Below are 14824 nucleotides of genomic sequence, written 5' to 3' on the forward strand. Positions count from 1 at the left end.
GATCACTCCGATGCCAAGCTTCAAGATGCGCTCGCCAGAATGCCTGCCCATGCCTCTTCGCCATCTGGAGTCCCTCCGAAAAAGCACCCAGAATGCACGGGATTAGCGGGAAACTACAGGTGGAGCGGCTGGCCGCTTACAGTCTTGTTATCGAATGAGCAGTTAGCGCCTCACGATTGCCTCATTTCTCAACATAGGAAACAGTTCCACTCTTTCAACCACCCACAGGCACAGCCTCTGAAACTGGTTGTGGCTGATCAGGCGTGCTTGGGCTGATCTTTCACCCATGTAGGGGAGGATTTATCCCCGTAGGGCTTTGGCATGATAGGCCAAGTGTTCGCCAATGAATGTGGCAATGAAATGGTAGCTGTGATCATAGCCTTCCTGCATGCGCAGCGTGATGGACCCGCCCTGCTCTTCATAGGCCGCCTGCAGATCCTGCGGGAACAGTTGTTCGGCCAGGAACTGATCATTGGTGCCCTGATCAATTAATACCAGCATGGCAGTGTGCCCGGCCTTGATCAGTTCGGTTGCATCGTAGGCCTTCCACTGTTCTTTATCATCACCCAGATAAGCGCCGAAACACCCCTCACCCCATGGAGATTTCACTGGATGACAGATGGGTGAAAAGGCGGAAACGGAACGGTAGGCGCCTTTTTCCTTCAATGCGCAGATCAATGCGCCGTGACCACCCATGGAATGACCGCTGATGGATTTGATGCCAGGCAGCACCGGCAAATGGGCCTCGATCAATGCCGGCAACTCTGCAGTGACGTAGTCATACATCTGGTAATGCGTTGACCAAGGCGCCTGGGTGGCATTGACATAAAAGCCAGCGCCCTTGCCCAGATCGTAACGATCCGGTTCGTCGGCCACGTCATCGCCGCGGGGACTGGTGTCCGGCATGATCAACGCCAGCCCAAGTTCGGCGGCATAACGTTGCGCGCCGGCCTTGGTGCGGAAATTATCATCGGTGCAGGTCAGGCCCGACAGCCAATAGACGGCGGGGACTTTTTCCGTTTCTGCCTGTGGCGGCAGATAAACGGAAAAAGTCATGGTGCAATGACAGCTGGTGGACTGATGCTCATAGCGGTTCAGCCATCCGCCGAACTCTTTGATGCTTTCGATTTTCTTCATTTTTTTCAACCGTCTTAGAAGATGATCACGGAGCGAATGCTTTCGCCGCTATGCATCAAATCAAATGCCCGGTTGATATCCTCGAGCGGCATGGTGTGGGTGACCATCTTGTCCAGCTCAATTTCGCCGCTCATATAACGATCCACGTAGCCGGGCAGTTCCGTCCGTCCCTTGACGCCGCCGAATGCGCTGCCCTTCCAGGTACGGCCTGTGACCAGTTGGAACGGACGGGTGCAGATTTCCTTACCGGCACCGGCGACCCCGATGACGGTGGAGACGCCCCAGCCCATGTGGGTGCATTCCAGTGCTTCACGCATCACGTGCACATTGCCGATACACTCGAAGGAATAGTCGACGCCGCCATGGGTCATTTCAACAATGGCTTCAGTAACACTGCCGCTCAATTCCTTGGGGTTGACGAAATCCGTCGCGCCCAGCGCCTTGGCTATAGCCCATTTGTCCGGGTTAATGTCCACGGCAATGATGCGTTTCGCCTTGGCCATCACGGCACCCTGAATACAGGACAGTCCTATACCGCCCAGGCCGAAGACCGCTACCGTTGAGCCGGGTTCCACCTTGGCCGTGTTGATGACCGCGCCGATGCCGGTAGTGACACCACAGCCCAGCAGGCAGACCTTATCCAGCGGGGCCGCTTTATTGATTTTTGCCAAGGCAATTTCAGGCACCACGGTATATTCGGAAAACGTGGAGCAGCCCATGTAGTGGTAAATGGGCTTCCCATTCATGGAAAAACGTCGCGTTCCGTCGGGCATGTAGCCGGTCCACACGGTGGATGCAATGGATTGACACAGGTTGGTTTTGGGGGAATGGCAATATTCACATTCGCCGCATTCGGGAATGTACAGGGGTATCACATGATCACCCGGTTTCAGACCCTTGACGCCGGGGCCGCACTCCATCACTTCGCAGCCGCCCTCGTGGCCCAGCACTACAGGGAAAACGCCTTCGGGGTCATCGCCGGACAGGGTAAACGCATCCGTATGGCAGACACCCGATGCGATGACTTTGAGTAACACCTCGCCTTCCTTCGGGCCTTCCACGTCTATCATTTCGATCGACAGGGGCTTTTTCGCTTCCCATGCAACAGCTGCTTTTGCTTTCATCAGGTACGTCCTTAAATAGTAAAAATATATTCTTAACGGTATCACTTTATTTATATTGATTGTCTGCCACAGGTCTTTCGCTGCCTGGCATACGTAGATGGTGAAAACCAATGGATTGGGCACGATGCCGGCGTTCGGGTTTACGGATGGCGTCGGGTCAGGCTGCCATTTCGTACACTTGCTGTGAACGCGCGATGTCTAAATCCTGATGCTCGCCGAGCGCGACCATGCCATGCCGCTCCAGTTGTGCCATCAGCGCCGATATCGCCTCGGTGCCGATTCCATAGTCCGAGAGGCGGGTCGGCACCTGCAGCGATTCGAAGAACTGCCGGGTGTGCTCGATGGCTTGATTGATGCGCGCTTCTGCGTTGCCTTCGCGCAAACCCCATATACGATCTGCGTATTGCAGCAGTTTCTCGCGTTTTTCTTCACGGCAGACTTGCAGCATGGCGGGCAGTAGCACGGCCAGTGTCTGGGCGTGGTCAAGTCCGTGTAACGCGGTGAGTTCGTGCCCGAGCATATGGGTCGCCCAATCCTGAGGCACACCAGCACCGATCAACCCGTTGAGTGCCAGCGTTGCCGTCCACATCAGGTTGGCGCGTACTGCGTAATTTTCCGGCTCCTGCAATGCTCTGGGTCCTTCTTCGATCAGTGTCAGCAGCAGACCTTCGGCAAAGCGATCCTGCACCTTGGCGTCAGCCGGGTAGGTGAGGTACTGCTCGGTGACATGAACGAAAGCATCCACCACGCCGTTGGCTACCTGACGCGGCGGCAGGGTAAAAGTCTTGCTTGGGTCGAGCACCGAAAAGAGCGGAAAGACCACAGGGCTAGAAAAGGCCAGCTTGTCACTGCTCGCGCGTCGGGACACCACCGCAAAGTTGTTCATCTCAGAGCCGGTCGCGGGGAGCGTGAGTACGCTGCCGAACGGGATCGCTCTTTCGATCGCAGCGCCCTTGGCGAGGATATCCCACGGGTCGCCAGAAAAGGGGATGGCGGCAGCGATGAACTTGGTGCCGTCGATCACCGAGCCGCCGCCGACGGCAAGCAGGAAATCGATCTGCTCACGGCGCGCGAGTTCAATGGCCTGCATCAGCGTTTCGTAGGTTGGGTTGGGCTCAATGCCGGCGAACTCGAAAACGGTGAAGTCTTTCAATGCGGACTTCACTTCGGCCAGCGTGCCGGTCTTGACGACGCTGCCACCGCCATAGGTGACCAATACACGGGCGCCGGTCGGGATCTCGCGAGAAATATCGGCAATGCGCCCTTGGCCAAAGAGAATTCGGGTCGGGTTGTGGAGAGTGAAGTTTTGCATGAATTTGTCCTTGTAGTTTATGCGGCCTCAGTTGCTGCGCCGTTTGCCGTGTGCGTCGCGATGAAATCCATCAGCGCCGGTGATAAACAATCGTAAGAGGGCAGGCCGAGTTCTGCCAATCTTTCCCTGACTGCACCCATATTATCCGGGCTCGCACCTGATTCTATAATTGAAGAAACGAATGCTGCGAATTGTGGCGCTGCCCAGCCATCTTCGTTTGATAGCTCGGTATGAATAAAATCGAGCCCGTAAAATGGATGTGCAGTATTTTCGATGCGGCCATACATGTGCACACCGCACTCTTTACAAGCATAGCGTTGCAGCATTTCCTTAGCATTTACGATTGCCAGCTTGTCCTCATTTGCTAAGATACTGACGTTATCACGCGGTACCACCGCAATCTGCGAGAATAGCGCGCCTTCCGGTTTCCAGCACTGCGTACATCCACATATGTGATTGTGCGCAGACTGCCCCTTGATCGCGACCTCAACCTTGTGCGCCGGGCAGGCGCAGAAAAGCGTCCCGCCGGGAAAAGCATCCGCCGCAGACTGTATTCCCTTATCAACTGCCGGATGTATATTGACTGCATTATTCATGAAACGACTCCTTGGTTTTAAATTATTTGTAAATAAACGGGATGTGTAATGCCGTATATTTAAAAGAAGTATTCTACTATCTGAAAAAGGCGGGAAAGGAGAGCAGGGTGGATTCTGGCTGTAAATGCCGCAACGTTGTCCGTATTTGCGTCCAATTGCTCTCGGCATCTGTTTTTTTCATTCGCGATGGCAACAGCGCGCATCGACTGAGAGATCGCGCACACCCGGAAATTATTAAAATTGTTGCAGGTATCGGCTACTCATCCATGCAGCAACTCACCCGCATTGTTTTCAGCGAACTGAAAATAGCCCTGTCTTTCGTGAAGAGCTTTACAAGTAACGAGGGTTTGAGCATCGTGGTCGAGTCGAGCATCGGTAGCTTTTGATTAACTGATGAATACTGAACGGTAGGTTGGATTGATATTAACCAACTTCCGATTTTCGGCTGCTGTTCTTGGCGAATAATAGGAAGACCTGGATAATTATCTAAATGAAAAGCGGTTTCCGGCAGTGTAATATCGTGGCTAGCCATCTGCTGCTGTGTGATTCATTAAGTACACAAAATTTCTGACATGCTCACAACGTATTTAAACCGAAGTGGTGATTGTTCACCAATTATTTACAGCAGGTTACGGACTTAATCTATATGGCAATGACATGAGTCAATATAAGCTACATACCGTGGATATCATTGTATATCCGGGCTTTAAGGCTTTGGAAGCGATAGGGCCATTGAAGGTTCTTGACTATACCAACAGTTGCTTGCGTAAACGCAACCTTGCAGGCGGATATGAGATTGCTATTGTCTCAACAAAAATTGGCATGATCCCATCGGATACTCTGATGTCACTGCAAGCGACCAAGGCGATCAGCATTTTTGCATTGCCGGATCTCGCCCTGATTGTCGGTTCGCCCGATATTGAGCAAGCACTGAAAGATTCCCCAGAAATTGTCGAATGGGTTAAAAACGCCGCACCCAGAATCAATCGGCTGGCAGCATTATGTACAGGAAGTTTCTTTTTGGCCGAAGGCGGGGCACTCAATGGCAGGCGTGCCACAACGCACTGGAATTTTGCGGAACTTTTGCGAAAAAGATATCCCCGGGTGCAAGTGGATGCCGATGCAATCTTTATCCGCGAGGGGAATATCTGGACCTCTGCCGGTGTGACTGCCGGAATGGATTTGGCATTGGCGATAGTGGAAGAGGATTTTGGCCGTGAAATAGCGCTCGAAGTGGCTCGCGACCTGGTGATCTACCTGAAAAGGCCGGGCGGTCAATCCCAGTTTAGCGTCCATCTTTCCAGTCAGCTGACGACCAATCCAACCATACGCGAATTACAAAACTGGATTATGCTGCACTTGGACGAAGACCTGAATGTCACCAAGCTGGCGGCCAGACTGGCGATGAGCGAAAGGAATTTCGCCAGAGTGTTTCATCGGGAAACAACCGAAAGCCCGGCAGATTTTATAGAAAGAGCGCGATTTGAAGTTGCCCGGCGTCTGCTTGAGGAAAACAAATCTCCGTTGAAAGTGATTGCCTTGAAGACGGGCTTCCGAACTGAAGAAAAAATGCGTCGTGTATTCCAGAAAAAAATAGGTGTAACCCCGAAGGTATATCGCGAGCGATTTTCAACTGCTTTGTGAGCATCAGTTACTGTAGGGCGCCGTTTGCCGTGTGCGTCGCGATGAAATCGATCAGCGATGGGGACAAGCAATCGTAAGAGGGTAACCATTCTAGCCAGACCTTCGCAAGCGCGCTTCGCCCGCTTGCGAAGTCGCTCAATGGCATCGTTGAAGGTCCGCTTTCCAAAAGACGTGAGTGTCCGCAAGGGGTCGAAGGCGGCCGACCAGCTTTTCTGGATGCGGTCATTCAAGTTGGTTTCCGCGAAGATTTCCCAATAAATATTGGAAATGACCGGTGTTGGATTTGGAGCAGTCATTCCCCTGCGCCAATTTTCAAGCCTCGCTGACCGGCTCCTTTGGCCGAGAACCTGACATAGCAGACTGCTCCATTTAGGTTCTCTGCCTGATCGAGAGCAGCCGATTACCGGACCGACACGGGAGTGGGCATTGCTTCCATTGGCGGCGTACCCAAGAAGATCAGACCAAATTGGAATTCATCGCGCTTGGCCGAACCGCTCGCACAGGCCCTTCACAGCCTCGCGCTCGCCGCGAATGCGCAAGAACGCGCCCTCACCGTCGGCGCGCTCCTTCAGCACCTCACAACTCGCGAAGATTTCGCCACGCAGTTGCTGTGCCGACCAGGGCAGGAAAAGCTCGGCCTCAACGAGACCTTGCCGGAAAAACGCGACTATCGCCTCGCGTAGTTTTGCAACGTCACCAGTGCGGCGTGCGCTCATCACAATGCAATCGGGGTACTGCGCGCGTAGCGCCGCTTCGCGTTCGGCTTGCGCTGCTGCGTCGCCGACGTGGTCGATCTTGTTGAAGACGCGGATGCGCGGCACGTCCTTCGCACCGATCTCGTCAAGCACCTTGTCGGTGACCTCGAGCTGCCGTTCGAACCCTGGATCACTTGCATCGATGACGTGGAGCAGCAGCGACGCTTCAAGCGCCTCCTCTAGCGTCGATTTGAACGAGGCGACGAGTCCGTGCGGCAGGTTCTTGATGAAGCCGACCGTGTCGCTGACGAGCACGCGCGGCCTGCTCTCGGGCTGGAGGGCGCGCACGGTGGTGTCGAGCGTGGCGAAGAGTTTGTTTTCGACCAGCACCTCGCTGCCGGTGAGGGCGCGCATCAGGGTGGACTTGCCCGCGTTCGTGTAGCCGACGAGCGCCACGTTGGCGATTCCCTGGCGCTCCTGCCGCCGCGCGCGCTGCGTCTTGCGCTCAACGTCCATCGCGGAGATCTCCAGCTGCAGTTCGGCGATGCGGTCGCGGATCTTGCGTTTGTCCAGCTCGGTGTGCGACTCGCCGGCGCCGCGGCCGCCGGTGCCGCTACGCTGCCGCCCTTGCGGCCCCGCCAGCTTCGCCGCCTCGCGCAGGCGCGGCGCCATGTAACCGAGGCGCGCGATTTCCACCTGTGCGCGCGCGGCGCGGGAGCTGGCGTGACGGTGGAAGATCTCGAGGATGACCATGGTGCGGTCCATCACCTCGCAGCCGACCTCGATTTCGAGGTTGCGCGCCTGAGACGGCGAGATCTCGTGATCGACGAAGACGACGTCGATCTTGCCGGCGTTGGGGTCGGCGGCGGCCTGTGGTGTTCTTTCCAGCTCGACGGGCTCGGGTTTGTTGTCCACGAAGGAGCGTATCTCCTGCCGCTTTCCGGCGCCCAGGTAGGCCGTCGAGTCGAAGCTGGAGCGCTTCTGCGTGAATGTGGCTGTGATCTCGAAACCCAGTGTCTTTGCCAGATCGCGCAGCTCGGCCAGCGATGCCTCGAACTCGACGTCGCTCACGTTCGGCAGTTGCACGGCCGCCACGACGGCGTATTTGGGCTTCTCTTTGACTTCTTTTCGCATTCGGGGATTGCTTCTCTTGAGTGGGCGAAGCCGGATAGTATAGTACCTGCCAATGCAATAGTCGCCGGCATTGACCATGCACAGCCCCCCACGCCCAAGCCTTCGGCCCGTCTCGAGCTCGGCATTCAAAAACGGCCTATGATCGTTTCGGGTCCGACGCGCGACTACGCAATATTCGATAGCGGACGTTCAAATCGAGTAGCTCTTGGTTACATCGAATGACCGCAAAGGCCCGAAAAGGACTCATTCGTGGTGCAGCGCTCGACTGACGCTTTCTCGGCCTAAGCGGACCGTCACGATCTTCAGAAAAGGCACTCGGTCCCGTCTGCGGGAATGACCGCTTTCAATATTTCCGAATCGTCCCTTTCGACCCTAAGCCGCCTGATTGCATTCGCATGGCCAATGACCGCTTTCCCTACCGAGGAGCTAGTCGGGACGCCCGGTACCAGTGACCGTTCCTCCTACAATTGCGGTCAGTCGCAATCTTCTGGGCTGAAAATCAGCGTTTTCGATTCGGGCGACTGCTTCTCAAAAAGCTGATCGGCGCAGGCGCTGTAATCGTGGGCATCATCGTCCTGCTGGTCGCGCTGGGTATTTTGTCCTGATGGAAGCCTGTGCAGCGGCATTCTTATCCCATCGCCCGCGCCTCATTTTGTAGCTTTCCGGGGGGGGGGGAGAACGAACGACTGCTCAGGGTCCAGACCGTGTCTGGTACCAGTAGTGCAAACCGCAGCCCATCATTGATGGCACACCTTGTGCAACCCCTCACACTTGGCATTCCCAGCATATTCTGCGGATTTAGATGTTCTTGTTGCGTGGCTGGAAAGTGCGCTCTGATGAGTCCAGCCCTGTTCGGTCAGCCATAACGTGGCATTTCGGATGCCCACTGGTACGGTCGAATGAGTTGCCTAGATGAAACGCATGCAGATTCTCCAGGATGTCTGGCCCTCCAGCCGAAACGTTGTCAATCTTCCACCCGAAATCGGAATTTTGATGTCCATATTGGTTTCGGCTTATCCATGCGCCACATTCATCTTCACGCCAGAGGCCCGAATCCACGTCGAAATTACCCCTTGCTTTCTCCCAAACCTGTTGTACCAGTTCTTCGCTAAACTTCATGAACATTCTCCATAGTCCAAAATGCGCGACACGGCCAGCGTTCTCACCTTTCCTGAGTCAGGACGATCCTTATTGATTAAAGCAGGCTGCAGGGGAAATGCAAACTTTTTCCAGTAGCGGCCTGATGCTGGGGTCAGTAAATTTGCAGGGGGCGTTGCTGAGCGTGAAGGAACCAGCGGTCAAGCACCACGTGCCGGGTGCACCATGCATTGCTTAGCAGCTTGCCGCCGATGAATCGCTGTAGCTGCTGCGGCAATCTGCTCGCGTCCGCAGATTGGGCAGGGCCGAAGCGTTCCTGCAGGCGCTGTGGGTAAGGTGCAAGACGCGCTTGCCGGTAATCGCCGTCTGCTTCGATAATCGTCTCCGCCGCCAGCAGGGTGGATTCCACCGCCGGGCGAATGCCTTCGCCGCTTTGCGGGTAGGCCAAACCCGCCGCATCGCCGATTAGCAGCACCCCATTGTCCATGGGCTTGCGTGCGCTGTGACCGTGAAGCAAATAGGTGTGCCCGCGGAATCCGTTCGGGATGTCGGCAGGAAACTTGCCGCGTCGTTTCAAGAAATCGAGGAAAGCCGCCAAGTGCTCCGATAGTTGGTGGCTCTCATTCCGCCCTAGACCGACGTTGAGATAGCCGCCCTTGCGGAAGCACCACCCATACCCCTTGAGATCCTGGCAGAAAAATAGCTCCGGGGTGTGCGGCAGCACTCGGCATGCTTTCGCTTGTGCGGCATCAAGTGGGAATTCGGCCTCCTGTGCCACGACGAGAGACTGTTGCGCGCCGAGTTGCGCGCCGAGTTGCGCGCCGAGAAACCGCGCCACTGGGCAGGAATGCCCCCCGGCGCCGACCAGTAGTGAGGTCTGAATTTTGCCATTGGCGATGCGATAGTCCCAGTTCGACCCTGAGCCGTCACATGACATCGGTAAGCCGACTGACCGCTTTCGCTACCGAGGAGCTAGTCAGGACGCCCGGCACCGGTGACCGCTCCTCCTCCAATTGCGGTCAGTCGCAATCTGCCAGGGAGAAAATCAGCGTTTCCGTTTCGAGCGACTGCTTCTCAAAATGCTGATCGGCAGCAGGCGACCCACAAGCGACTGTCATGGACTGGTCGTCGAAGGTCTGTTCAGCGGCTTAAAGTGGTCATCCAGTTCCAGTTTGCCTAGCAGACTATCCGCCACTGAATGGTGCCTGAACCAATCGCCAGATTGCATTATTCCATTTCGTTACCTAATATTTCATAGTGGCCGAGATGTTTTTTTGACAACTCACATCGTGCCAGCAATAGCCACCCACCTCCATCCCGTTCAGCAGCTAATTCCGCTCAGTCAGGGATTTTTGCAAGAAGCTCAATTAACAGGGAGACAATATGATCTACGCTGCCCCCGGCACAGCTGGTGCCAAGATCGCCTACAAGGCCCACTATGACAACTTCATCGGTGGCAAGTGGGTCGCCCCGGTCAAGGGTGAATACTTCGATGTTATCTCCCCGATCAACGGCAAGCCCTATACCAAGGCTGCGCGCTCCGGTGCGGAAGACATCGAGCTTGCGCTTGATGCAGCTCACGCGGCTGCCGACAAGTGGGGGAAAACATCTCCCGCTGAACGCTCTAACCTGATGCTGAAGATCGCCGACCGCATCGAAGCTAACCTTGAACTGCTCGCCTACGCCGAGACGGTCGACAACGGCAAACCGATCCGCGAAACACTGAATGCTGACATTCCGCTCACCATCGACCACTTTCGCTACTTCGCCGGCTGCTTGCGAGCGCAGGAAGGCGGCATTTCCGACATCGACGAGACCACTGTCGCTTACCACTTTCACGAGCCTCTCGGCGTGGTCGGCCAGATCATCCCGTGGAACTTCCCGATCCTGATGGCCGCATGGAAGTTGGCTCCAGCAATCGGTGGCGGCAATTGTGTTGTTCTGAAGCCAGCTTCGGAGACTCCGATTAGCATCCTGATCTTGGCTGAACTGATTGCCGATGTGCTGCCCCCTGGCGTGCTCAACATTGTCAACGGCCACGGTCGCGAAGCTGGCTATCCGCTCGCTACCAGCAAGCGTATCGCCAAGATCGCCTTCACCGGCTCGACCAGCACGGGTCGTGTTATCGCGCAAGCTGCCGCCAATAACCTGATACCGGCTACGCTGGAGTTGGGCGGCAAATCGCCCAATATTTTCTTCGCCGACATCGCTCGCGCTGATGATGGCTTTTTTGACAAGGCGATCGAAGGCCTCGTGTTATTCGCTTTCAACAAAGGAGAGGTGTGTACCTGCCCCTCGCGCGCACTGATTCAAGAATCCGTTTACGACAAATTCATGGAGCGCTGCCTCCAACGCGTCAAGGCAATCAAGCAAGGCAACCCGCTGGATACCGAAACGATGGTCGGTGCTCAAAACTCGGAAGAGCAGATGACAAAAATCATGTCTTACCTCGATATTGGTAAGCAAGAGGGTGCACAGTTGCTGATCGGAGGCGATCGTGCCCAAGTCAGCGCCGATCTGAAAGGCGGTTACTACGTCCAGCCGACCATGTTAAAGGGTCACAACAAAATGCGCATCTTCCAGGAAGAGATCTTTGGCCCGGTGCTCGCGGTGACTACCTTCAAGGATGAGGCAGATGCTCTAGCTATTGCCAACGATACTTTGTATGGCCTCGGTGCCGGCGTGTGGAGTCGCGATGGCAATGTCGCCTACCGCATGGGTCGCGCCATCAAGGCGGGGCGTGTGTGGACCAACTGCTACCACGCTTACCCGGCCCACGCCGCCTTCGGCGGCTACAAGGAATCGGGTATCGGACGCGAAACGCATAAGATGATGCTCGACCACTACCAGCAAACCAAGAATCTGTTGGTCAGCTACAGCGAGCAGAAACTCGGCTTCTTCTGATCACACCATTCTTTTCTGGTCACTTTCGGGCGACTCTTTATGGGGCGGGTAACCGCCCCATATGTATTGGAGATGGAAATCATGGTTAAAAAAGTGATTGCCACAGATGCGGCTCTGGAACTCATCGAGTTACTGAAAAAGAAACACGGCCCTCTGATGTTTCACCAGTCCGGAGGCTGCTGCGATAACAGCGCAGCCAACTGCTACCTGCCTGGCGACCTTACCATCGGGGCTGGTGACGTTTATCTTGGAGAAATCGGTGGCTGCCATTTTTATATTGGCAAGGCGCAGTATGAATCCTGGAAACACACACAGCTGATCATCGATGTGATCGATGGGCACGGCGGTACGTTTTCGCTGGAGGGGTCGGAGGGTAAGGCATTCCACACCCGTTCACGGGTGTTTACTGAGGCCGAGTTGTCCGAATTGCAGGCTGAACAAAAGCACCCGTGATGGTACCCTTAGTTCCCCTAAGGTACCCGTGCGCGCTTCGTCAAGTTGATGCTCGGATTGGCAAGTCCGGGGCCAACTCACGAAACGAGGAAAATCGTATGTTAAGCCGTTTGTATGTACTGATGGTTCGCGGAAATGCCCCTTCCCGCGAAATTTTAACTTCCGCTAACAAGTAGCAAGCAGACCTTCGACCGCGGATACTTGACCGTCCGGTGTTGGCACGGTCCGGAAGTAGTCGGCAAATCCCAATTGCAGACGGTTGCGAAAATTCATGGTTTGACCTCTGACTGCTTTGCGGCTCAATGCTCACTGAGTGCTCCGTGCCAGTTCCGGACATTCACGGATCACTAGCCAATGGCTGTTTGTACTAGCAAAGCGGTCGTTCAGCGTAGCGCAATAATGCCAGTTTTTACGGTTTTTTTATGCCGACATGACCATAATTTCCGTGAGTTTTACGTAGTCCCGACTAGACTGCTAATCAAGCAACCTCTTCAGGGAATGCAAAAATGAGCGCCGATTTGCCTGTGCCATCTACCAGTGCCGCCGCTCCAAAAGGATATGGCTGGACGCTGCTTGCCTGCGTGATCACGACCCTCGTCGCCACGCCACTCAGGGAGCACCTCGACCTCACCAACATCGTCATGCTGTTCCTGCTGACGGTGCTGCTGGTCGCGGTGCGCTTCGGCCGTGGGCCGGCGGTGCTGGCGGCATTCCTCAGCGTCGCCCTGTTCGACTTCTTCTTTGTGCCGCCGCGGCTCTCGTTCACGGTCAACGACGTCCAATATCTGGTGACATTTGCCGTCATGCTCGCGGTCGCCTTGATCACCGGCCATCTCGCTGCCGGCCTGCGCCTGCAGGCCGACATCGCCTCTCTCAAGGAGCAGCAAACCAGGGCGCTTTACGAAATGGCGCGAGACCTGGCTGGAGCGCTGACCATCGAGCAGGTTTCCGACATCGTCCGCCGTTTTTTGCATGATGGATTCGCTCTCGATGCGGCACTGCTCCTGCCCGATGAACAAGACAACCTGAAACCGATCGCCCAATTGGATAGCCGGCTTCATATCGAGCAGCGCTTCGCGCTGATCGCCTTCGATCAAGGCGAGCCGGTCGAGGACTACTCGCTGTCGGGGTATGGCTACGGGGCGGGCTACTTCCCGCTCAAGGCGCCGATGAAGGTACGCGGCGTGATCGTCTTCGCCCCCAACAGCCAGAATCCTCACGCAGTGCGGGAGCAAAAACCGCTGCTGGCGACCCTCTCGTCGGTGGTTGCCATTGCCGTAGAGCGTCTGCATTACGTGGAGGTGGCCCAGTCCACCCAGGTGCAGATCGTTTCCGAGCGGCTGCGCAGCTCGATTCTCTCCGCCTTGTCCCACGACCTGCGCACGCCGCTCACCGCCTTGGTGGGGCTGGCCGATTCACTCGCGCTGGCCAGGCCGCCACTTCCCGCTGAGGCCCTGGAAACGGCGGAGGCCATCCGCGAACAAGCGCTGCGTCTCTCCAGCCTGGTCGGAAATCTTTTGGACATGGCCCGCCTCCATGCCGGCCGCGTCACGCTGCGCAAGGAATGGCAATTGATCGAGGAAGTGATCGGGGCGAGCATCCAGATGCTGGGGCGCAGTCTGGCGAACCATCATGTCCGCGTCACGCTATCCAAGGACATGCCCCTGGTGGAGTTCGACGCGGTATTGATCGAGCGAGTATTCTGCAATCTCCTGGAAAATGCGGCCAAATACGCGCCGCCAGGCTCTTTGATCGAAATCGCGGGAAACGTGAAAGGGGAAAGCGTCGAAGTCTCCGTTTGCGACCAGGGGTCAGGCTTTCCTCCGGACAAGCAACACGCGCTGTTCGAGATGTTCGTGCGCGGCGCTCCCGAATCGGCGACCCCCGGCGTCGGGCTCGGGCTGGCGATCTGTCGGGCGATTATCGACGCGCACGGTGGGACGATTCATGCGACGAACAGGCCGGAAGGAGGGGCCTGCGTGACATTTACCTTGCCGAGCGGCACGCCGCCCACCGTTGAAGAGGAGAGCGGAACATGAGTGAAATCTCTCCGAGCGTCGTCGTCGTCGAAGACGAGAAGCAAATTCGCCGCTTCGTCCGTTCCGCGCTGGAGGCCGAAGGCTGCCGCGTGTTCGAGGCGGAAAGCGGCAAGCAGGGGCTGGTCGAGGCCGGCACTCGCAAGCCCGACTTGATCATTCTCGATCTCGGCCTGCCCGATCTGGATGGCGTCGAATTCATCCGCGACCTGCGCGGCTGGTCCGCGGTGCCGATCCTGATCCTGTCGGCGCGCTCCACCGAGAACGACAAGATCGTTGCGCTGGATGCCGGAGCGGACGATTACCTGACCAAACCCTTCGGCGTCGGCGAACTGCTCGCCCGCGTGCGCGCACTCCTGCGGCGGCAAGGCAAAAGCAGCGAGGGCAGCCCCGTGGTCTCGTTTGGCGATGTCCAGGCTGACCTTTCCAAGCGTGTTGTCACACGCAGCGGCGAGCCCGTCCACCTCACGCAAATCGAATACCGCCTGTTCGCCCTCTTGATGGCCAATCCGGGCAAGGTCCTGACCCATCGCCATCTGCTGCGCGAGGTCTGGGGACCGTCTTTCGTCGAGAGCAACCATTACCTGCGGATCTACGTCGGCCATCTGCGCCAGAAGCTAGAAGCCGATCCCGCCCAGCCGAAGTACCTCCTGACCGAGACCGGCGTGGGCTACCGTTTCAAGTCTTAATC

14 protein-coding genes are annotated in these 14824 nt (G+C 56.4%); 6 read left to right on the top strand and 8 right to left on the bottom strand.

All coding sequences use genetic code 11. From position 1 onward, the window contains the following. Window positions 1-300: 300 nt before the first annotated feature. From fghA to gfa, 4 genes are all read right to left on the bottom strand, one after another. The gene (gene fghA, locus VMV64_RS00050; protein WP_325327898.1) at window positions 301-1137 is read right to left on the bottom strand and encodes an S-formylglutathione hydrolase; all 837 of its coding nucleotides are present in this window, start codon (window positions 1135-1137) and stop codon (window positions 301-303) included. A 14-nt stretch (window positions 1138-1151) separates the two neighbouring features. Continuing rightward, window positions 1152-2261 carry an S-(hydroxymethyl)glutathione dehydrogenase/class III alcohol dehydrogenase gene (locus VMV64_RS00055; protein ID WP_325327899.1) on the bottom strand — a complete coding sequence of 370 codons (1110 nt, stop codon included), beginning with the start codon at window positions 2259-2261 and terminating at the stop codon, window positions 1152-1154. A 157-nt stretch (window positions 2262-2418) separates the two neighbouring features. Then, the gene (gene yqhD, locus VMV64_RS00060; protein WP_325327900.1) at window positions 2419-3573 is read right to left on the bottom strand and encodes an alcohol dehydrogenase; all 1155 of its coding nucleotides are present in this window, start codon (window positions 3571-3573) and stop codon (window positions 2419-2421) included. A gap of 17 nt (window positions 3574-3590) precedes the next feature. Further along, on the bottom strand, window positions 3591-4169 hold the full coding sequence (gfa, locus tag VMV64_RS00065) for an S-(hydroxymethyl)glutathione synthase (RefSeq protein ID WP_325327901.1): 579 nt from the start codon (window positions 4167-4169) through the stop codon (window positions 3591-3593). A gap of 107 nt (window positions 4170-4276) precedes the next feature. On the opposite strand from gfa, the gene VMV64_RS00070 reads away from it, so the two are divergent. Next, window positions 4277-4555 carry a hypothetical protein gene (locus VMV64_RS00070; RefSeq protein ID WP_325327902.1) on the top strand — a complete coding sequence of 93 codons (279 nt, stop codon included), beginning with the start codon at window positions 4277-4279 and terminating at the stop codon, window positions 4553-4555. A 271-nt stretch (window positions 4556-4826) separates the two neighbouring features. Continuing rightward, window positions 4827-5813, top strand: a complete 987-nt coding sequence (locus tag VMV64_RS00075) for a GlxA family transcriptional regulator (protein WP_325327903.1) — start codon at window positions 4827-4829, stop codon at window positions 5811-5813. Between the two features lie 473 nt (window positions 5814-6286). Here VMV64_RS00075 and hflX read toward each other — a convergent pair whose 3' ends face one another. The 4 genes from hflX to VMV64_RS00095 form a co-directional block, all read right to left on the bottom strand. After that, entirely contained in the window at window positions 6287-7642 is a 1356-nt protein-coding gene (hflX, locus tag VMV64_RS00080) for a GTPase HflX (protein WP_325327904.1), read from the bottom strand. A 473-nt stretch (window positions 7643-8115) separates the two neighbouring features. Beyond that, on the bottom strand, window positions 8116-8268 hold the full coding sequence (locus tag VMV64_RS00085) for a hypothetical protein (protein ID WP_325327905.1): 153 nt from the start codon (window positions 8266-8268) through the stop codon (window positions 8116-8118). A 172-nt stretch (window positions 8269-8440) separates the two neighbouring features. Further along, entirely contained in the window at window positions 8441-8761 is a 321-nt protein-coding gene (locus VMV64_RS00090) for a hypothetical protein (RefSeq protein ID WP_325327906.1), read from the bottom strand. 133 nt (window positions 8762-8894) lie between these two features. Next, window positions 8895-9677 (bottom strand): hypothetical protein, encoded by a 783-nt coding sequence (locus VMV64_RS00095; protein ID WP_325327907.1) that lies wholly within the window; start codon window positions 9675-9677, stop codon window positions 8895-8897. Between the two features lie 446 nt (window positions 9678-10123). Here VMV64_RS00095 and adh point away from each other — a divergent pair, with 446 nt between their 5' ends. From adh to kdpE, 4 genes are all read left to right on the top strand, one after another. Beyond that, entirely contained in the window at window positions 10124-11644 is a 1521-nt protein-coding gene (gene adh / locus VMV64_RS00100; protein WP_325327908.1) for an aldehyde dehydrogenase, read from the top strand. A 72-nt stretch (window positions 11645-11716) separates the two neighbouring features. Beyond that, window positions 11717-12097, top strand: coding sequence for a DUF779 domain-containing protein (locus tag VMV64_RS00105; protein ID WP_325327909.1), 381 nt, complete (start codon window positions 11717-11719; stop codon window positions 12095-12097). A gap of 506 nt (window positions 12098-12603) precedes the next feature. Next, on the top strand, window positions 12604-14136 hold the full coding sequence (locus VMV64_RS00110; RefSeq protein ID WP_325327910.1) for a DUF4118 domain-containing protein: 1533 nt from the start codon (window positions 12604-12606) through the stop codon (window positions 14134-14136). Further along, the gene (gene kdpE / locus VMV64_RS00115; RefSeq protein ID WP_325327911.1) at window positions 14133-14822 is read left to right on the top strand and encodes a two-component system response regulator KdpE; all 690 of its coding nucleotides are present in this window, start codon (window positions 14133-14135) and stop codon (window positions 14820-14822) included. The genes VMV64_RS00110 and kdpE overlap by 4 nt, the downstream gene beginning before the upstream one ends. The last annotated feature ends 2 nt before the right edge of the window (window positions 14823-14824 follow it).

Origin of the sequence: Sulfuricella sp. (genome assembly GCF_035531155.1) — a bacterium.
GTDB lineage: Bacteria > Pseudomonadota > Gammaproteobacteria > Burkholderiales > Sulfuricellaceae > Sulfuricella.